Source organism: Peribacillus sp. YIM B13477, from assembly GCF_042787955.1.
Lineage (GTDB): Bacteria > Bacillota > Bacilli > Bacillales > DSM-1321 > Peribacillus > Peribacillus frigoritolerans.
On record NZ_JBHZPD010000003.1, the window covers coordinates 88,171 to 106,408 of the forward strand.

Sequence of the window (18,238 nt, forward strand, 5' to 3'; positions counted from 1 at the left end):
CACTCCTATCTTCTAATAAGATAAAGTGTATATGAAACCGCTTCATTTGTAAGCGTTCTCAATTTATTGTGTTTTAAAACTATTTTGTTAATTATGTTCATTGTGTTCACGGAAGCGATTTTTCGAGGATGAACCGAACGCCACTCCCCGGGTTGAATGGCGCGTTCTTTAAGGAAATAAGCGAATATTCAAGCAAATGTTCCGCGCATTTATTCTTCAAATGATAAATTTTCCGGTCCGTCCAATAGATCACACCCGTAGTCTATATTGGTCGTTGGTGTATCGATACTGACTTCCTCGAATTCCAATTCATCGATCCATACTTGGCCGCGCCCTGAAAGAAGGACCCCGAATGAAATGATGGCACTGTTTTCGGGTACATCCAGGACAATATAATAATGGTTCCATTCCGTATCGCTGACGATGGGCCGATCCCCCATATTGTCGAATTGCAAAACATCCTGGAGCGCATTATCCACCCTCATCCATAAACCACAAAATCCATCAACACCTTTTGATTTTAAAAAACCCGACAGTTTCATTCTTTTACCAAGGTAATTTTCCGCCTTGAATTGCTGCATCATCGTAGCAAATTCCTCCTTGGATTCGGCAGTGACGGATTTCAGGAATCCTGATGCCTGGCCTTTATGGAATGTCTCCCGGTCAATTCCCATTTGATAATTGAATGGATGACTCCCGCTTAAATTCCAGCCTTTTAATAATTGTTCGTTTTTCATCGTCATTTCCTCCTTTTGCAAGGTTAGTTTACTTACGAGTTTCCGATATTGCCCTGGCGGCAGGTCATAATATTTCTTGAATGAACGAGTAAAGGATTCCTGTGTTTCAAAGCGGTAATATAAAGCAATGTCGATTATTTTTTCATCGGTATAAAGCAGCATGTTAGCTGCATTGGCGATCCTTCGATATCGAATATATTCAGATACGGTCACGCCAACCTCCTTGTGAAAAATACGATGATAATGAAACTTCGAAAAACCTGCGAACCGTGCGATGTTCTCCAAGGATAATTCGTCTTGTAAGCTATTCTCTATATATTCAATCGTTTTTTGGATGATGGGGCTATATCTCATTTCCGAACCTCCTTAAGAAAAGGATAACAGATTAACATATCGTTTTTTTGACATATATTGCTTTTTTCATAATCTTTCAAACGATGCATCATAAAAAAAGGCTCTTTTCGTAAAGATTGTTGTTTTAAAAAACGAAACTATTTAAGGTTGATTGGAACTCCTGCGGGAGCAGCGGGACAGGTGAGACCCCACAGGCGTTTATGCCGAGGAGGCTCACCGCCCGCACCAAGGAAAGCGAGCATCTGGAGGGGAAATCAACCACAACTCACTACCTGGTAAATAGCAACAAAGTATGTGAAAACAGCCTAAAAAAAACACCTTCAATCTTGAAGGTGTCTCTCACTTAATTCTATTGAATTTTATAATATCTTCGCTCAGGTCTCCCCACTACCCCATATACGACTTCCGCTTTACATTTCTTAACGGAAATCAAGTATTCCAGATAGCGTCTCGCAGTTGTCCTGGAAGCACCGATCTGTCCGCTCACTTGCTCAGCCGACAAACCGATATCGCTTGCTTCGAGTACCTCGATCACCTTTGCCAAAGTGATTTCGTCGACCCCTTTCGGCAGGGTCTGCCCATCGTTCGATTCCAAAACGGAAGAACCCTTTTTCAAAATGAGATCCACAAAATCCTGATCTATCTCTTGTTTGGATTTCATCAGATGGACTTTCTTCAGATACTCTTCGATGACTTGGTTGAAGCGCTTCATTTCCACTGGTTTAATTAAATAATTCTCTACACCATAGTGAAGCGCCTTTTCAAGTTGTTCTTTATCCGTTGCCGCGGTAATCATGATGATATCCACATTCGGGAACTTTTTCCGTATGTCCGGAAGGAGGTCTGTACCAAGTTGATCCGGCATATATACATCAAGCAAAAGCAGATCCGGGCTTTTTTGTTCCAAGATCCGAAGCGTTTTTTTGGCATTGACAGCTTTTCCGACTACTTCTATTTCATCAAAGTTTTTCAAGAATTTTTCATGGATATCCGCTACACGAAAATCATCCTCTGCGATGACTGCTCTTATCTTCTGCATTCTTTCCCTCCTTACTGTTCTTTAGGAAGATAAACGGTGAATATGGTGTTTCCACCCTCGCTTTGAACTTCGATGATGCCGCCCAGCTCTTTGACGACATGATCTGCATTCGAAAGTCCATAACCACTCGGACTTCCGCTGTTTTTCGAAGTGAAACCCCGATCGAAAATATGGGCGATGGCATCCTCAGGTATTCCTTTTCCGTTATCACTCACTTCAAATACCATATCATTTCCGATATCTGTGGCGAAAAATTTCACGAGCGGCTCCTCCATGCTTGAAACCGCTTCAAGTGCATTATCGATAATGTTGCCTAGAATCAATGTTAGTTGTGACAATTTTATATGATCCGGCAGTTTCTCCAGGTAGCTTTGTGCGTCTATTTCAAAGATGATCTTCTTCTCAGATGCTTTCCCGATCTTGCCAAGTAACAGGGCTTGTACCTTTGTATCCTTTATCTGTTCGAACACGACACGGTTCAATGAATGCAACTCTGAAGTTTCGCTTTGAATCATATCGATAGCTTCATCGTATTCCCCTAATTGTATCAAACCTGAAAGGACGTATAGTTTATTGGTGAATTCATGGGTTTGTGCCCTTAAATCCTCTGAATGCATCTTCACTTCCGATAATGTGTTGACCATTTCCTCAATTTCCGTTCGATCACGGAACGAAGCAACAACACCGCTTACCCCTTCACTATCGAAAATTGGCGTACAATTGACGATAACGGATTTGTCTTCCCATGAAATCTCCTTATCCACTTGCGGTTCACCGGACTTCAGCACCTCGAATAAATATTTCGAAGGAAAAAGGCCATCGACGTTCAAATGGCGAACGGACTCTTTAATATCCAGCAATTTTTTTGCCGGCTGATTCATCGAGGTAATCAGCCCATTTTGGTCAATGGCCAGAATCCCTTCTTTCACCGATTGAAGCACTGCATTTTTTTCTTTATATAAATTGGCGATTTCGAATGGTTCCAGCCCCAGTGTATCTTTACGTATGCTCCTTGCCAGCATATAACTGCCAATGATCGAGATCATGATGGCCACTAAAGATACAATCATCTCCTTGGACAAATCCTTGAATATTTGGGCGCGGACATCGTCCACCAAAAAACCGACGGAGACGATTCCAATTATTTTTCCATCCTCATTGAATACCGGTGACTTTCCCCGAATGGAAAGGCCGAGTGATCCTGCCGCTTCGGAGACATAATATTCGCCTTCCCGAATGGCCCTGCTATTATCCCCGCCTTCCATCCGCTTCCCAATTTCGGAAGCCAGCGGATGGGAATAGCGAATTCCCTCTGCATTCCCCACAACGATGAACTCAGCACCTGTTTCCCTGCGGATCTTTTCGGCAATCGGCTGGATGATGCCAGCGGGATCATCCGTCTTAAAGGCCTCTGTAACGGTAGGCATGAAGCTAATCGTCTTTGAAAGCTCCAACGCCAATTGACCTTTATCCTTCGCTATTTGCCTTCCTTCCATATAGGAAAAAGTAGTCGTCAATAACAGGATCAAAAACAGGCTCAACGATAGGACTAACCCGAGAATCTTGGTTTCCAGCGATACTTTCCTCATATTCAACAGCATCCTCTATTTTCATTTTCGTTCACTAATTTTTATAGGAGCATAATGATTTTACCATTTCTATTAAATATTGAACATTGTTGACCGACTATTTCTCAGTGTCCTATTTAAGAAAAATGAACACGCCGATGATGGTGCGAAGTTCAAGGAGCAGTTGTTTTCCACCTGTAATCTTAATGATGTTTATATTTGGACAATGCTGGTTCTGTCTTGAAAGCAAAACAATCAGAAACATAAAATGCTCAAAGGAAACATCTCCTTTGAGCATTTTTTCAAAAACAGGTAAATGAATTGATTTGTCTTGTATCGATGCCAAAAATCGTCCAGAACCTGCCATTCCACCTGAAGCCCGCAACAGAACGCGGACCGACGAAGATTGGGTAATACCAGAAACGCGCACCATTGTTTAGCCATATAAAAGTATTCCTGAACAGACAAAAGGAAATCGCACCTGGATCTATCGCAAATGCTGACGCCGATTGCTGTTGGGGAATAAACGCTGGCGGAGGAGCTGTAGGTGCTTGCGAACCCGGCGGTGGTCCTGGCTGACCCGGAAATTGAGGCACACCGGGAAAACCGGGTTGGCCTGGAAAGCCCGGTGATCCTGGAATGCCCGGAAAGCCGGATAGACCGGGAAACTGCCGTTCAAGAAGAACTTGATCTTCATACTGATACGTTGGGTATATATACATGGTCATTCACCTCTATAAGATTGAATGTAATAAGTTATGAAATATGGACCCAACGTGTCTCGGCTGGAAAGGCATTTATAAAAGAAAATAGATATATCTCCGGATATGGGGATATATCGACGAATTCTACTGTTTATCTCCGAATATAGGGATATATCGACGTTACTTGCAGTTTTATCTCCGAGAGATATATCTACGTTACTTGCAGTTTTCTCTCCGGGATTCAATATAGCAATCTCCATAAATAGAAGGTTGCATAGGATTCCCAATCGGCCCATGCTTCCGATAGTTTCAGGATTTCCGCTTTCGTTGGTTTTGCTTCTGTTTGCATGAGAAGTTTCATGGAATTATGCAGCCCGACGTCATCGATGGGAAAGGCTGCTGGAAAACGCAAACAGCGCATCAAGACATAGTTCGCTGTCCACGGTCCGATCCCCCGTATGTTGGTCAGCATTTTTTCAGCCTCTTTTACATCCTTTGCATTCAAGAGCTTTTCTTTAGTAAGTTCCCCTTCTGCAATCAGTTGAGCAACACCTATTAAATATTCACACTTCTTTACCGTCATCCTCAAATCGGCAAAATCTTCGACGGTCAATTTCGCGATTGCATCAGGTGTCGGAAACAGCCAATATTGCTTTCCTTCGAATTCAACATATTCACCATATCCCTCCACAAGCCTCCGTTTCAAGGTATAGGCATAAGTCAAGTTAATCTGCTGACCAAGTATTCCCCAAGCAATCGCTTCAAATAAATCAGGGATGCCCATATTTCTCAAGCCGAAGAATTGGCTTACCGGCTTTTGCAATAAAGGGTCCTTTTGGGCCAGCTCATAAAAAGGAAGCAGATTTGTCTCAAGATCGAACCAGTGACGAACGTATTGGGAAACAGCATCCTTTACCTGATTATCCACCCGTGCAGTTCGTCCTGGGAAACGAACGTTCAGCTCCGTTTCATTCAAAGCACTGATTTCTACTAAAAGTGTCTCGTTTTCGACAACAAGTGCTCGATAAATCTTTTGATCAACAATATCGAACAGACATTCATTGGAGGATCTTGATAAATATTTAAGATTTTCCGAAAAACTAAACTCTTTTGGTGCACGAATACTCAATTCATTTATGCCTTCATCATTTGATAATGTCTCTTTCATCCTGCTCCCTCCTTTAGCTTTATTCTAATGACAAACCGATACGTTATCTTGCTCTTTCATTCAACTCCCTAATTTTAACAAAATTTATTGAACAATTACGTTATCTTGCTTTTATATTATCAAAATGTTTGTATATCAACCCTTTCTTGTATACTAAATGGAGAGGTGAATGTAGTGAATCCGAAAAAAGCAGATTTCCCGAATGAATATTGGAAAGCTATTATAGATTGTGATGCAGCATATGATGATCATTTTTTATACGGGGTAATTACGACAGGCATCTTTTGCAGGCCCTCCTGTAAATCAAGGGTGCCTAAAAAGGAAAACGTGAAGATCTTCCAAAATGCCATGATGGCTTTGGAAGAGGAGTTCCGGCCTTGTAAACGATGTAAACCGGAAGGACTGAATGTGCCGACAGAAGAATGGGTTGAACAAATAGCCGAATGGATCGACACCCATTACAGCGAACCCCTCACTTTGAACAAATTGGCGGATATTTCCCATGGCAGCCCGTATCATTTACAACGAACATTCAAGCGCGTGAAGGGAATATCGCCCACTGAATACATTCAGCGGCTTCGCCTTGAAAAAGCGGCGAGGCTGCTGGAAACCTCCGAAATGCCGATAACTGAAATAGGCTTCGCTGCCGGGTTCTCCAGTACACCCTATTTCATGACGTTATTCAAAAGGAAAATGGGGAATACCCCTTCAGGATATAGGAATGCTTATCTCAAAACTCAAGCTTTGGAGCGTGAAGAAAATGAAGAATGATAAAAAACAAACCATTGAATGGGCCATATTGCATTATGATAAGTGGCAATTATATGTGGCCAGGACGGAAAAAGGGCTTTGCTATGTAGGCTCTCCCGGTCAAACGTATGAAGAACTGAAGTCCTTGATGCAAAAACGCTTTCCAAATGCGAACCTTGTTGAAAATGAAAAAGCATTAAATCCGTATCTAAAAGAACTACAAGAATATTTCGAAGGAACCAGGCAGACTTTCTCCCTTCCCGCAGATATAAAAGGCACCCCCTTTCAACAAGAAATTTGGGCAGCGCTGAATGAAATACCCTATGGACAAACCTGTTCCTATTCCGATATTGCCCAAATCATCCAAAGACCTGCAGCTGTTCGGGCGGTTGGTACGGCCATTGGCGCCAACCCAATTCTGATCACGGTGCCATGTCACCGGGTTATCGGAAAAAACGGGGCCATTACCGGCTACCGTGGAGGTACGGAGATGAAACGATATCTACTTCAATTGGAAGCACAATCTGACCGCAAAAAAAGCATCCGGCTATAAGGATGCTTTTTTGCGTTTTTGTTTTTTAGTACCAAATAGTCACCGCTTTATTATAGGCATCACTATTCGGAATCGCATGGATCCCTTGGGCCTGTGCTTTGCGCGGGTCATAATCATATACCATTGGTGTATAGCATGAGGTCTGCCCGATATTCACGACACCATTGCCCCCGGAACTTGAGCATGTATAGGCCTTACCATCAGTACTTCGGACGATTCTCGCATCCGCTTCATGATTGTATACGGCGGGGCGTGTTACGGTCACTTTTGCCCAGGCGGTTTTACACACAGTGCTGTATTTCAATTCTACGTACGAATTGGAATCGATCCATTTTTTATCCTTCGTTACCGCCGAATTTGCACAACTATTATAGTATGGACTTTTCCCATCATAGGTGTGTGTTTCGGCCAGTGCTTGATTTTTTCCAAATCCAAAGTCGACAATAAACATCGACAGTGTCATCACCATGGATAAACCTATCATTTTAAGCTTTTTATTCAATTCATTCATCCTTTCTTTGCAAAAATATAGATGAAGGTTTTTCTTTTTTCATTAATACCAGTCGGTTTCACCTGCTGTATATGGCCAAAAGGCTACCGCTTTTGCTTTTCGCGGATCTAAATCATATACCATCGGTGTATAGCATGACGTTTGACCTTTATTTATTTCACCATTTCCTCCAGGAGATGCACAGCTGAATTGTTTATTATCAGTATTGCGGACAACCAATGCCGTTGCCTCCCCATCTGCTTTAGCCGGTCTGCTTAGAGTGATCTTCGCCCAGGCGGTTTTACAGACAGTGCTGAATTTCAATTCCAAATTGGCAGAACCGCCATTGGCATAAATTTTCACCGACTTCTTCGTGACAGCGCTATTCGCACAACTATTATAGTAAGGACTTTTTCCATCATAGGTGTGTGTTTCGGCTGAAGCTTTGTTCGCAAAAGAATCAAGGGAGCCAAAAAGGACTAAAGAAGCTACAAAAAATGAAATGCATAAAACCATTTTTTTCATTATTTCACTCATCCCCTTAACAAAATTTATACACTGTTCATCTTACAATTTTGTAATATTCTTACAAGTGATAAATTCCCTAGTTCTGAAAAACTACATCCCCGCCCTTACGTTGCAGCCTGGCATCATCATTACAGTCTGGTGTGTCTCGCTTTATCAGCTGAATCATCACAGAGACAAAGTCATTATCCCTATGAGCCATTCAGGACAAATAAGGTAACAACTAAGAACTTATGCGTATCAAGCTGGAACAAAACGAGCCAATAGGCTGCCGTTGATCGAGAAAGATACAGGTCGATATACTTAATGTTTTTTTCAAGAAAAAAGAAAAGCCCCGACAAAACTCGAATCGTTTTGCCAGGGCTTTATTTTCATTTAGCGAGGTTTTCTCTGATCAATCTAATGATGCTATCATAATAGGAACGATCATGCGGAACGAACTCATTCCGTCCTACAAATCGATCGATCATCATCCTGCGGCCTTCGTGATTCATTTCAAATCCCTTAATATTCACTTTGTCCTTCGCTTCGGTCCAAAGCTCTTCGAAGTCAGTCAGCACAACCTTCACCATCCCGGAAACCTCTTCTGGCTGCAGGGTGAAATCATCGAAGCCATGTGCACGTTCATATAGAAAGACGTTTGCCAGTTCTTTGTCGATGAAACCTTCTTTCGTTTGATGGTATTCAATAATCCCTAATGGAACCAACTCGTCAAAGGAAACGTCAATGCCCAGCTCTTCTTTAATCTCCCTTACTCCGTCGTATACCGTTTCATGAGCCAGTAAATGGCCGGCAGCCGTAATATCCCATAGATTCGGATAATCTTTTTTCATCGCACAACGATGCTGAAGATATAGGTAATCCACGCCCGCTTCCGAACTTGCGAACCAGCAATGGAAAACCTCATGCCAATGTCCCAATCTATGTACTTCCTCTCGCGAAGCCACGCCGGTTTGAATGCGATTGGAATCGAAAACTTTCAACAACTCAGTTTCCATTGGAGCTTCACTCCCAGCCCTTTTTTATAAAAAAAGCTTCAGCCTTTTTCTTTTCTCCAGTTTTTCGGGTTTAAATAGCCTTTATATTTAGCGGCCACTTCTTTCCCGACCAAAAGCGCGCCTGCCCAAAACATCACTTCCGCAAAGACAATCGCACCTGTTATGACCCCAGCCTTAACCGCTGTCGAAAATGGCGTAAAAGGAGCTGCGACAGGAATGATCCAAGTGAGAAGGGAAATGATAAGGAACCCCATCCCTACTTTGTAAAACCTTGATTTCTTTATTTCCTTACTTTCTTTATCCAATTAAATAACCTCCGTCATGATATTTTCATTTAATTACCCCGCCGAACAAATATACCATTGAATATATTCTGTTTTTATACGTTTGAATGTTCATTTCGTTTCATAAATTTGAGAAATAAAGATATTCCATTTGTGGAAAACTATTAATGAATTGACTTTACGATTTTTAATGGATTTAATATTCATATAACACTTGCATGCAGGAAAGGAAAATCCAATGTACATTGAATTCATTGCCACAACGATAGAAGATGCCCTAATGATCGAAGAATCGGGCGCAGACCGAATCGAGCTTGTCAGTTCTTTAGCCGAGGGTGGATTAACTCCAAGCCACGCCCTGATAGAAGCTGTCGTCAATTCAGTGAAGATACCAGTCAACGTGATGGTAAGGCCTCACAGCCAGTCGTTTTGCTATACGCAAAAGGATTTGGAAATCATGAAAAAAGATATCCAAATCATTCGATCACTGGGAGCGAACGGGGTCGTATTAGGTGCATTAAATGAAAAAAACGAAATCAATCGACCATACCTCGAAGAACTATTGACCGTATGTGAAGGTTTGGAAATTACATTCCACCGAGCCATTGATGATACGCACGACCCTGTCATTTCAGCTGAAATGCTAGCAAAATATCCAGAAATCACTACGATATTGACCTCAGGCGGGCATGGGGATTTCCCTAGCCGCATGAAAACGATTCAACAAATGAAAAGAGTCTGCGGCGACATAGCCATACTGGTTGGAAGCGGATTGAATAAGGATAATATCCTTTCTATCCATTCCGAACTGCATACCGGTCACTATCATTTCGGTACGGCTGTTCGAAAAAACAACAGTATCATTGAAGGAGTTACATTAGAAAAAGCTAAAGAAATCGTAAACTTGCTAAAGAAATAATGTTGGAAGGGACCATTTAACCGGTCCCTTTTTATGATGCAGAGCTTTTTTTTTGTAAAAAGACCGAATCCCAAAACCAAAAAAACAGTGCCGCTAAAAGGCTGATTGCATAGTAATTCTTTGTAGTCAAAATATCCATGCTGAAGTCAAAATTAAGCACCGAACTATAAATGAATACGGCCGGCAAAGAGAAAAAAATATAAAGGCAAAAATAGATTACACTGAATTTTTTAGGATGTTTATTGAAAAGGACCTGTACCGGAACAGCAAATAATAAATAAGGGATAACGACATAAAAAGAAATCACGATAATGCCAATCACCCCCCAGGTATCCAGGCTGAATACAACCAACACCGTGGAAAGCGACAGACAGGAAGAAACTAGACTAAAAAAATAATAAGGAATCAAATCGCTTAGCTCCGAAACCTTTTGACTGACTTTCCAAAGTTCCATTTTAACCAGTACCTCGCAGTCTAATATAATATAATGGGAATTTTTACATAATCATTATACTATATAAAATGGAGGTGTTTTTATTTTGGAGCTATATTTCGAATTATTCGTGTTTCTGGCCATCATTTTTATAATCGTCCTTTCCAATAGATTCATAACCTGGTTGGTAAAAGCCGCCATTGTCGTTTATTACTCTGTCATTTCCTATATCTTCATTACCACAAAAAATAAAATGGATGAACGGTATGAAAATATCACTCCTGTGCCTGACGCCTACTGGGATAAAAATTCAGCCTGGGTTGACACGATGACTGGTTATTATTTATGGTCCTTTTTAATCATTCTCCTGTACATTTATTTTAAATGGTTCACAAGTGTGAAAAGTAAGGAAGCGAAGGGATGGGTGCTAATTAGTTTCATTCCAGCATTGGCCGTTTTTTTACTTTTCATATTCATATTCAGTTTTTCTTACGGGTATAGACCATAGGGGTTGGCTATTGCCTGATATCCAGCTCCAAAATAAGAAGGTTGCCGGAGCAACCTTCCATCATGAAATTTCTCAATCCCGAGATTTAATTTTTGTTAGCATCAGCAAAATGCCCCATCGCATCACACATGAATTTTGCCAGCCCTTCACCGTATTGATCGATATTTTTGGTGAAGCGTTGATCGTCCACGTACATCTGTCCCAACCCTTTGAAAGCATCCAGCGAGTATGTGCCGAAGTTATTGTTCAAACAATCATACCATTCTTTAATGGCCTCTTGTGCCTCCTCCGACTTAGGCGAAGCATCTCGGATTGCCGCAAGTTTTAAATAGATCTCCGATACAACTTTCTGTGCATCTTTGGACATGCCCGCCACTTTAGCCTTCGACTCATCAACAGCTTTATCCCCCCAAAGCTTGCGGGCTTCATCTTCATATGGATTCTGACTGAAGTCAAATCCTTCAAATTTCTCTTTATTCGTCATCTGAATTTCCCCTTTCATATGCTTGATCGATTTTTCGACCGTCTTAATTAATTTATCGAGCTGACTGCGTTTCTCCAGTAGCATTTTTTGATGTTGCTTTAACGCATCTTGTTTATCAAACGAAGAGCTGTTTACCATTTGTTTTATTTCCTTTAATGGCATGCCAAGTTCCCTGAAAAACAGGATTTGCTGCAACATCTCAAGATTATCATTCGAATAAAGGCGATAACCTGCATCGGTTATTTCCTCCGGCGATAATAACCCGATTTCATCATAATAATGCAGTGTCCGCACACTAATGCCAACCAAATCGGCTAGCTCCTTCACTTTCATTGCCACTGCTTCTTACCTCCTTTCGATAACATTTACATTAAGGTATCACGCAACGTCAGAGTCAAAGGAAAAATGAACATTTCCTGCCCAAATGTAAAAGACGATCCTTCCAAATGAAGAATCGCTGTTGGTAGAGTTCACTCTCTGTAAAAACTTCGGATTAAAGCCAAATCCAATTTACTTGTCCGCTATTGATGTTCATGCACTATGTAGTAAATTTCCCATTACTCGCGAGTTTTACGCATTTACTCGCGAGTTTCGCGCTTTTACTCGTGAGTTTTACGCTTTTACTCGTGAGTTTTACGCTTTTACTCGTGAGTTTGGGCTTTACTCATGAATAAAACATCCTTCTACCTCCAATGATCGGGAATCCTTAATGAGTGCGGTAATTTTGTCTTCGTGTCGCCTTTAGCAGAGTTAATCTGTGCTTGTGTGATGAAGAAACTTCCGGTGAGATCGGCACCGCTTAAATCGGCGTCCCTAAAGTCTGCACCGATCAGGTCCGTCACTCTCATGTCAGCTTCCCTGAGGTCGGATGCAATAAGCAAAGCCCCCCTTAAGTTCGCTCCCCTAAGGTCAGCACCTCTCAATTTTGCACCGATCAGGTCACTTCCCCTACCTATTTTGTTCGGTTTTTTCTTATTTTTCTTAAATGGAACCTTTGCACGTACCATTTCACTTGTGCGCAGGAGTAAATCGTTAACGATCATTCTATGAGCTGGTACATTCAGGTCCATGATAGACTTTGGACTTTGTTTAGTGAGATATTCCGTGTCTTCAAAAGCGGCCTGCAATTCCCGGTGAAGAGGTTGGGCATCTTCTAAATTAAGTGCTTCATTTAAGTAGCAAAGCATTTCATGCAGTTGTTGCATAATTGGAAAAACTTCGAACATTTCCTTTGCTGATGCTGGGTTGTCCCTCCAATCGTTTCCATCATAGGTGAGCTGGGATACCTTTTGACCGGCACCGAAGCATTCATATACCGTGCAGCCTTTATACCCTTTTGCTCGGAGATTTTCATGGATGCCGCAACGATAATCGGATTGAAGGTTTGAACATGGTGTACCTCCATCTTTATCAAATGCAAAATCAGCAGACTTTGCATATGGCAATGCTACACAGCACAAACCAAAACAATTCTCACAGTCTGCACGTAATTGATTATGGATACTATCGTTATTCGTTACTTGCATTCTTACACTTCCTTCTATAAAACACTGGCTCTGCCTTTTTTAAAAAATCAAAAGTTTCATACAGTATATTTTTTTGTTTTCATTTTATCAAAAAAACCAATTAATCTATATATTGACAAAATACAAATAAACAAGAAATCTGAAATTAATCATTAGAGGGAAGCAAGTGATTTCCATAATCATGTTATACTTTATTCAAGATCACGGTACTCTAGGGGGTGTAGGCATGTATCCTTTTGGTGGCAGGAAAAATGGGGAGACAAAAAAAGAAATGCAGGATTGCAACTACACGTTGGATACAGAAGGAGAAATGGAAGAAATGTCTTTTCGAATCGCAGGAGTTCTTCGGTCAACGTCAAAAGAGATCATCTTTTTATGTATTGGTTCAGATCGATCCACCGGAGATTCATTCGGGCCTTTAGTAGGGACGATGCTAAGAGAAAACCAAGTCCCTTATCATGTCTTCGGAACACTCGCAGAACCTGTTCACGCCCTTAATTTGAAAAGTGTTTTGAAAGAAATAAAAAAGCAATTCAAAAATCCCTTTATTTTTGGTATCGATGCTTGTTTAGGCGGTTATCATCAAATCGGTTCTATTAGTCTGACAAAAGGTCCTTTTAGCCCTGGTGAAGCGATTAATAAACCCTTACCTGAATTGGGTGATTATCACCTAAAGGCCGTCGTAAATTATTTAGACCCCCTTTTGCCAAAACAGTCTCTAAATGAAACAAGACTGGATACGGTCATGAATCTGGCGAAGATTACCACAAGAATCATTGTTAAAAGTTTAAACTAATAGGAAAACCCCAATAAAGCCTAAGCTTTTTCGGGGTAAACAATGTAAGCATAGTCTTGAAGGACATTGCTATCATCATGCTAAACCTGGGTCATTAAAGTAAATAACTTCTGAAAGAATCTTATTGCCCTGAATATTACAGAAAACGTCCCTTGCTGCTTGTTCTGTTTCAAATTCATACATTACAATATCTCTGCTTTTATAGAGTGTGATGATCCACATTGAAAATCCTCCATTATAAAATATCGATTTGCCCATCTGCACGATAAAGTAACCATTCCTTTTACTAAATGACTCCCAGGATTATCGCCGCTATTGTCATGACCGTGACAGTCCCTAATGCCCATTTCACGGCAAACCGCTGTAAATCACCGAAGTCAGTGCCAACTAAGCCTATTAGCAAATGTGCTGCAGCTACCAAAGGACTCAATACGTGTATCGGCTGCCCTATTAATGAGGCGCGCCCTATTTCTGCCGCGCTAATTCCATAAGCATCAGCTGCTTGTGCGATAATCGGAAGTACGCCAAAATAGAATGCATTATTTGACATAAAGAAAGTAAAAGGGGCACTGGCATACGCAACAATAACCGGTAAAAATGGTCCAAAAGATTCCGGGATAAAAGAGACCAACGTAATGGCCATTGCATCAATCATTTTCGTTCCAGACATGATGCCGGTAAAAATCCCGGCTGCAATGACAATTGAAACGACGGCCAATGCATTTTTCGAATGAACGGCGATTCTATCCTGCTGATCTTTCAAATCAGGATAATTGACCAATAACGCGATGGCGAAAGCAATCATGAATAAAATGGTCAAAGACATAAAATCAATGATTAATGATGCCATGAGCACAATCGTTAAAATGAAGTTGAACCAGACCAATTTCGGCCTGCGATAATCACGGGAAACCGTTGTTGCCGCTAACTCGGAATTGGCCGCCGAGTTCCTTTCATTTCTGTGATCATGCTGGATCTCCACTACGCCCAATCTCTTTCGTTCCCCTTTTCCCAATATAAAAGCCACGACAAGAACCCAAATTAGGCCAAATCCCATGACAGGAATCATAGGCAAGAACAATTCCGATGCGTCAAGGTTCAACGATGCCATCGCCATGGCGGAAGCTCCCCCCCACGGTGTCATATTCATTACACCCATGGATAGCATCGCAACAGTGGCTAATATGATTTTGTTCATGCCCAGACGCTTATAAAGGGGTAAAAGCGCTGAGACAGTAATGATGTAAGTAGTTGTCCCGTCCCCATCCAATGCGACGGTCATTGAGAGAATAGCGGTTCCTACAACTATTTTTAAGGGATCTCCTTTTACTATTTTCAATATTTTAGAAATAAGCGGATCAAATAAACCGGAATCTATCATTATTCCAAAATATAAAATCGCAAACAAAATCATTATGGCAGTTGAAGCTATCCCTTCAACACCTTCCTGCATCATGGGTCCCAGCTCTGTAAAAAATCCTCCAATCACTCCAAATATGATGGGAACGAGCATAATGGCCACTAGTGCCGATAGTCGCTTCGACATAATTAAATACATGAATACTGCAATCATCGAAAATCCTAAAATGGATAACATCTTCAAGCCCCCTTCTGTTAATCACCATCTTGTTTTGATAGCGCTTTCTTTAGAGACTATCATCCATTAAGCCTTAATCACATATAAAGAAAGTAATAAGAGTTTTTTTCATTTTTTTCACGCCTGAAAAAGAAAGGCTGTTTTCGCATACTTTGTTGCTATTTACGAAGTAGTGCAGTGTGGTTGATTTCCCCTCCAGGTGCTCGCTTTCCGCGGGGCGGGCGGTGAGCCTCCTCGGCGTAAACGCCTGTGGGGTCTCACCTGTCCCGCAGCTCCCGCAGGAGTCTCGCACTTCCGCTCCAATCAACCTAAAATAGTTTCGTTTTAAAAACAACAATCTTTACGAAAAGAGCCAAAAGAAAAAACCCCATTGATGAAAACGAATTTCATCAACTGGGATTTACATGTGTTTTATTTTATATTTTCTTTCAGGCCTTCCAACACTTCCATACAAAACCTCAACTTCCATTTCATTGCAGGAAACTAAATACTCCAGGTATCTGCGCATGGTTGAATAACTAATTCCAACAAGTTGACCTAGTTCATCCGCGTTTAAACTGCCATTGACGTTTTGAATCTTGCTTCTGACCATTTTCAGGGTATGTTTGTCAATTCCTTTGGGAAGAGAATTTATTTGGACATCATTTGCTGTATTTGAATTACTTATGGTCCGAAAAAGAGTATCCACTTTATCTTGATTTACTAAATTGCTATTATGCAGCTGCCGTCTCGTCATGTCGTATTGGTTGAGCGTCGCAAGAAGCTTATCGATAATGATCGGTTTTATAAGGTAACCAAAAGCCCCTCCCCTAATCGCTTCACTGACTGTTTCGGTATCATTCGCGGCGGTGATCAGAATTACATCAATCCCCCGGTATTCCCTCCTAATTTCTCGAAGAAGGTCAATTCCATTCATATCAGGTAAAAAGATATCCAATAAAATTAAGTCAGGTTGTGCGGCATGCAGTATATTCAGCGCTTGCTTGCCTGTGCTAGCTGTAGCAATGACAGTAAATTGTTCTAGTTGATTCGTAAATTGTTTATATATATTCACTGCATTCTCGTCATCTTCAACAATGACAACTGTAATCGGTCCTTTCGACATTCTCACGCCTCCTTTTCTCCTTTTATATCCTTCGGGAAGACGAGTGTAAATCTTGCTCCCCCCAAATAACTGCGATCAATATAAATCTCACCGCTTAAAAGACCAATGGAGTTTTTCACAATGGCCAAACCGATCCCATGATTTTCCCCATTTTTAGTCGTATAACCATCTGTAAAAATAATATCCTCCATTGCATGAGGGATACCAGGACCGTTATCCTCGATATCAAATATGATTTCGTTTCCTAAATCCGTAAACGAAACTTTGACCTTTCCCTTATTTTTGTTCTTTTGCCTTGCTGCCTCCATCGCATTATCGATGATATTACCAATAACGGATACCAAGTGATGAGAATCCTCAGGTTTTAATAAACTGTTTAAATTGCTTTCCTGCTCGATTTCTAGGATAACCTGCAATTCTTTTGAACGGTTTATCTTTCCAAGTAAACAGGCAGCGATTAAAGGATCTTTTACCGATGACATAAGAAACGAAATGATATCTTGCCTCTCTCTCACTTCAGAAGAGATGATGTTCATTGCCCTATCATACTGTTTTAAACTAAGTAATCCATAAATGGTATTTAATTTATTTAAAAACTCATGATTTTGTGCCCGCATATTTTCTGAAAAGGCCTTGATTTCTGAAAATTCATCTGTTAATTGTTCAATTTCGGATACTGTCCTTATTGTTAAAACGATGCCCCTGACGTCCTTCTGATTTAAGATAGGGGATAAATCCAAAATGTATAGCTGTTGGCCTAAGAGTAACTTGCGATTGAACTGTCCCTCTTTTGTGCTGATTACGATTTTGATGAGTTTTTCTAAATGTCCATTTACAATCCGCTTTCCCACCATAAGCTGATGATCATGAAACAATTCACGTGCTCTTTTATTCATGGAAGTAACCTGTTTTTCAATATTAATCGTAATGGTAGCATATCGGATGGCATCAAGTGTCGCTTCCCTTTCTTGAAAAAGAAAGGAAATTTCCTCAGGCTCCAGACCCAAAATGAGCTTTTTTAAGCGTCGCGCTATAAATATTGCCCACACGTTACCTACACTGATTGGGATAAGTGACAAATGAATAATCTTCATTTTATAATTGGATAGCTGATCTTGCACATTCTCTACCAAAAACCCTACAGATGAAACACCGATAACTTCCCCTTTATCATTCCAGATAGGCGCCTTAGCTTTAATCGCTGGTCCCGATATCCCATTTCCTTGATAAATAATTGCTTTGTGTTCATTGAGTACTGCATCATTACTAGTAGCCGTGGGCTTTCCGATATATTCTGGATTGGGATGAGAGTATCGCAGTCCTTTATGATTCGCAATGGTTACATAATCGGCCCCTGTTGTTTGACGAATCAGTTCTGATGCGGGTTGAATCACCTTTGAGGGCTGTTCATCGTTAAATCCCTGGATGATCGTTGGATTTTGAGCCGCTAATTTGGCAACCGTCATTGCTTGCTTACCCATATGGTTTTCGACGATGTCTTCCAGCAGTGTAGAGAATAGAATGCTCACAAGTAAGGTACTGATGAAAACAACGAATATGATAAGCAATGTCATTTGAGTTAATAAGTTCACTCTAATTTTAAACATCACATTTATACCCTAAGCCTTTCCATATTGATTGCTCATACTTCTATTAAAAATTGTTGATTGAGACTGGGCGGGGAAATTTCCCTTTACAAA

21 protein-coding genes are annotated in these 18,238 nt (G+C 40.9%); 5 read left to right on the top strand and 16 right to left on the bottom strand.

Annotation, left to right across the window (positions count from 1 at the left end; translation table 11 throughout):
• Positions 1-209 precede the first annotated feature (209 nt).
• The 5 genes from ACFX4H_RS12115 to ACFX4H_RS12135 all read right to left on the bottom strand — a co-directional run bounded on the left by ACFX4H_RS12115 (position 210) and on the right by ACFX4H_RS12135 (position 5,570).
• Entirely contained in the window at positions 210-1,091 is an 882-nt protein-coding gene (locus ACFX4H_RS12115) for a helix-turn-helix transcriptional regulator (protein WP_377435388.1), read from the bottom strand.
• A 349-nt stretch (positions 1,092-1,440) separates the two neighbouring features.
• Positions 1,441-2,130 carry a response regulator gene (locus tag ACFX4H_RS12120; protein ID WP_034309516.1) on the bottom strand — a complete coding sequence of 230 codons (690 nt, stop codon included), beginning with the start codon at positions 2,128-2,130 and terminating at the stop codon, positions 1,441-1,443.
• 11 nt (positions 2,131-2,141) lie between these two features.
• Positions 2,142-3,719, bottom strand: a complete 1,578-nt coding sequence (locus tag ACFX4H_RS12125) for an ATP-binding protein (protein WP_034309519.1) — start codon at positions 3,717-3,719, stop codon at positions 2,142-2,144.
• A 281-nt stretch (positions 3,720-4,000) separates the two neighbouring features.
• Complete coding sequence (locus ACFX4H_RS12130) at positions 4,001-4,420, bottom strand: collagen-like protein (protein ID WP_377435389.1); 420 nt, start codon at positions 4,418-4,420, stop codon at positions 4,001-4,003.
• A 223-nt stretch (positions 4,421-4,643) separates the two neighbouring features.
• Positions 4,644-5,570, bottom strand: a complete 927-nt coding sequence (locus ACFX4H_RS12135) for a DNA-3-methyladenine glycosylase family protein (protein WP_377435391.1) — start codon at positions 5,568-5,570, stop codon at positions 4,644-4,646.
• A gap of 174 nt (positions 5,571-5,744) precedes the next feature.
• Here ACFX4H_RS12135 and ACFX4H_RS12140 point away from each other — a divergent pair, with 174 nt between their 5' ends.
• Positions 5,745-6,341, top strand: a complete 597-nt coding sequence (locus tag ACFX4H_RS12140) for a bifunctional transcriptional activator/DNA repair enzyme AdaA (RefSeq protein ID WP_241635051.1) — start codon at positions 5,745-5,747, stop codon at positions 6,339-6,341.
• Positions 6,331-6,873, top strand: coding sequence for a methylated-DNA--[protein]-cysteine S-methyltransferase (locus ACFX4H_RS12145; protein ID WP_034309532.1), 543 nt, complete (start codon positions 6,331-6,333; stop codon positions 6,871-6,873). The genes ACFX4H_RS12140 and ACFX4H_RS12145 overlap by 11 nt, the downstream gene beginning before the upstream one ends.
• A gap of 25 nt (positions 6,874-6,898) precedes the next feature.
• Here ACFX4H_RS12145 and ACFX4H_RS12150 read toward each other — a convergent pair whose 3' ends face one another.
• The 4 genes from ACFX4H_RS12150 to ACFX4H_RS12165 form a co-directional block, all read right to left on the bottom strand.
• Complete coding sequence (locus tag ACFX4H_RS12150; protein WP_170946930.1) at positions 6,899-7,342, bottom strand: DUF2690 domain-containing protein; 444 nt, start codon at positions 7,340-7,342, stop codon at positions 6,899-6,901.
• Between the two features lie 84 nt (positions 7,343-7,426).
• Positions 7,427-7,888 carry a DUF2690 domain-containing protein gene (locus ACFX4H_RS12155; RefSeq protein WP_052137328.1) on the bottom strand — a complete coding sequence of 154 codons (462 nt, stop codon included), beginning with the start codon at positions 7,886-7,888 and terminating at the stop codon, positions 7,427-7,429.
• 371 nt (positions 7,889-8,259) lie between these two features.
• Entirely contained in the window at positions 8,260-8,886 is a 627-nt protein-coding gene (locus tag ACFX4H_RS12160; RefSeq protein WP_063594529.1) for an NUDIX hydrolase, read from the bottom strand.
• Positions 8,887-8,924: 38 nt separating this feature from the next.
• Positions 8,925-9,191 carry a transporter suffix domain-containing protein gene (locus tag ACFX4H_RS12165; RefSeq protein WP_034309540.1) on the bottom strand — a complete coding sequence of 89 codons (267 nt, stop codon included), beginning with the start codon at positions 9,189-9,191 and terminating at the stop codon, positions 8,925-8,927.
• 217 nt (positions 9,192-9,408) lie between these two features.
• Between ACFX4H_RS12165 and ACFX4H_RS12170 the strand changes: the two genes are divergently transcribed.
• Positions 9,409-10,089, top strand: a complete 681-nt coding sequence (locus tag ACFX4H_RS12170) for a copper homeostasis protein CutC (RefSeq protein WP_377435392.1) — start codon at positions 9,409-9,411, stop codon at positions 10,087-10,089.
• 31 nt (positions 10,090-10,120) lie between these two features.
• Here the strand turns inward: ACFX4H_RS12170 and ACFX4H_RS12175 are convergent, their stop codons facing one another.
• On the bottom strand, positions 10,121-10,543 hold the full coding sequence (locus tag ACFX4H_RS12175; protein WP_186442067.1) for a UPF0715 family protein: 423 nt from the start codon (positions 10,541-10,543) through the stop codon (positions 10,121-10,123).
• An 85-nt stretch (positions 10,544-10,628) separates the two neighbouring features.
• Here ACFX4H_RS12175 and ACFX4H_RS12180 point away from each other — a divergent pair, with 85 nt between their 5' ends.
• The gene (locus ACFX4H_RS12180; RefSeq protein WP_377435394.1) at positions 10,629-11,030 is read left to right on the top strand and encodes a hypothetical protein; all 402 of its coding nucleotides are present in this window, start codon (positions 10,629-10,631) and stop codon (positions 11,028-11,030) included.
• Positions 11,031-11,115: 85 nt separating this feature from the next.
• Here the strand turns inward: ACFX4H_RS12180 and ACFX4H_RS12185 are convergent, their stop codons facing one another.
• Both ACFX4H_RS12185 and ACFX4H_RS12190 read right to left on the bottom strand, forming a co-directional pair.
• Complete coding sequence (locus ACFX4H_RS12185) at positions 11,116-11,853, bottom strand: MerR family transcriptional regulator (RefSeq protein ID WP_063590329.1); 738 nt, start codon at positions 11,851-11,853, stop codon at positions 11,116-11,118.
• Between the two features lie 344 nt (positions 11,854-12,197).
• Positions 12,198-13,040 carry a pentapeptide repeat-containing protein gene (locus ACFX4H_RS12190; RefSeq protein WP_377435396.1) on the bottom strand — a complete coding sequence of 281 codons (843 nt, stop codon included), beginning with the start codon at positions 13,038-13,040 and terminating at the stop codon, positions 12,198-12,200.
• 226 nt (positions 13,041-13,266) lie between these two features.
• Here ACFX4H_RS12190 and yyaC point away from each other — a divergent pair, with 226 nt between their 5' ends.
• Positions 13,267-13,836, top strand: coding sequence for a spore protease YyaC (gene yyaC, locus ACFX4H_RS12195; protein ID WP_241635070.1), 570 nt, complete (start codon positions 13,267-13,269; stop codon positions 13,834-13,836).
• A 75-nt stretch (positions 13,837-13,911) separates the two neighbouring features.
• Here yyaC and ACFX4H_RS12200 read toward each other — a convergent pair whose 3' ends face one another.
• The 4 genes from ACFX4H_RS12200 to ACFX4H_RS12215 form a co-directional block, all read right to left on the bottom strand.
• Positions 13,912-14,058 carry a hypothetical protein gene (locus tag ACFX4H_RS12200; protein WP_170946924.1) on the bottom strand — a complete coding sequence of 49 codons (147 nt, stop codon included), beginning with the start codon at positions 14,056-14,058 and terminating at the stop codon, positions 13,912-13,914.
• A 64-nt stretch (positions 14,059-14,122) separates the two neighbouring features.
• Positions 14,123-15,433 carry a CitMHS family transporter gene (locus ACFX4H_RS12205; protein WP_241635072.1) on the bottom strand — a complete coding sequence of 437 codons (1,311 nt, stop codon included), beginning with the start codon at positions 15,431-15,433 and terminating at the stop codon, positions 14,123-14,125.
• A 400-nt stretch (positions 15,434-15,833) separates the two neighbouring features.
• A complete protein-coding gene (locus ACFX4H_RS12210) occupies positions 15,834-16,538 on the bottom strand; it encodes a response regulator (protein WP_063590324.1) in 705 nt (234 codons plus the stop codon).
• Between the two features lie 2 nt (positions 16,539-16,540).
• Entirely contained in the window at positions 16,541-18,145 is a 1,605-nt protein-coding gene (locus ACFX4H_RS12215) for an ATP-binding protein (RefSeq protein WP_063590323.1), read from the bottom strand.
• Positions 18,146-18,238 lie beyond the last annotated feature (93 nt).

Bases quoted from the DNA above. Each gene is read 5' to 3' on its own strand.
- ACFX4H_RS12115 (WP_377435388.1), bottom strand. From the start codon at position 1,091: ATGAGATATAGCCCCATCATCCAAAAAACGATTGAATATATAGAGAAT.
- ACFX4H_RS12120 (WP_034309516.1), bottom strand. From the start codon at position 2,130: ATGCAGAAGATAAGAGCAGTCATCGCAGAGGATGATTTTCGTGTAGCG.
- ACFX4H_RS12125 (WP_034309519.1), bottom strand. From the start codon at position 3,719: ATGAGGAAAGTATCGCTGGAAACCAAGATTCTCGGGTTAGTCCTATCG.
- ACFX4H_RS12130 (WP_377435389.1), bottom strand. From the start codon at position 4,420: ATGTATATATACCCAACGTATCAGTATGAAGATCAAGTTCTTCTTGAA.
- ACFX4H_RS12135 (WP_377435391.1), bottom strand. From the start codon at position 5,570: ATGAAAGAGACATTATCAAATGATGAAGGCATAAATGAATTGAGTATT.
- ACFX4H_RS12145 (WP_034309532.1), top strand. From the start codon at position 6,331: ATGAAGAATGATAAAAAACAAACCATTGAATGGGCCATATTGCATTAT.
- ACFX4H_RS12150 (WP_170946930.1), bottom strand. From the start codon at position 7,342: ATGGTGATGACACTGTCGATGTTTATTGTCGACTTTGGATTTGGAAAA.
- ACFX4H_RS12155 (WP_052137328.1), bottom strand. From the start codon at position 7,888: ATGAAAAAAATGGTTTTATGCATTTCATTTTTTGTAGCTTCTTTAGTC.
- ACFX4H_RS12160 (WP_063594529.1), bottom strand. From the start codon at position 8,886: ATGGAAACTGAGTTGTTGAAAGTTTTCGATTCCAATCGCATTCAAACC.
- ACFX4H_RS12170 (WP_377435392.1), top strand. From the start codon at position 9,409: ATGTACATTGAATTCATTGCCACAACGATAGAAGATGCCCTAATGATC.
- ACFX4H_RS12175 (WP_186442067.1), bottom strand. From the start codon at position 10,543: ATGGAACTTTGGAAAGTCAGTCAAAAGGTTTCGGAGCTAAGCGATTTG.
- ACFX4H_RS12190 (WP_377435396.1), bottom strand. From the start codon at position 13,040: ATGCAAGTAACGAATAACGATAGTATCCATAATCAATTACGTGCAGAC.
- yyaC (WP_241635070.1), top strand. From the start codon at position 13,267: ATGTATCCTTTTGGTGGCAGGAAAAATGGGGAGACAAAAAAAGAAATG.
- ACFX4H_RS12200 (WP_170946924.1), bottom strand. From the start codon at position 14,058: ATGTGGATCATCACACTCTATAAAAGCAGAGATATTGTAATGTATGAA.
- ACFX4H_RS12205 (WP_241635072.1), bottom strand. From the start codon at position 15,433: ATGTTATCCATTTTAGGATTTTCGATGATTGCAGTATTCATGTATTTA.
- ACFX4H_RS12210 (WP_063590324.1), bottom strand. From the start codon at position 16,538: ATGTCGAAAGGACCGATTACAGTTGTCATTGTTGAAGATGACGAGAAT.
- ACFX4H_RS12215 (WP_063590323.1), bottom strand. From the start codon at position 18,145: ATGTTTAAAATTAGAGTGAACTTATTAACTCAAATGACATTGCTTATC.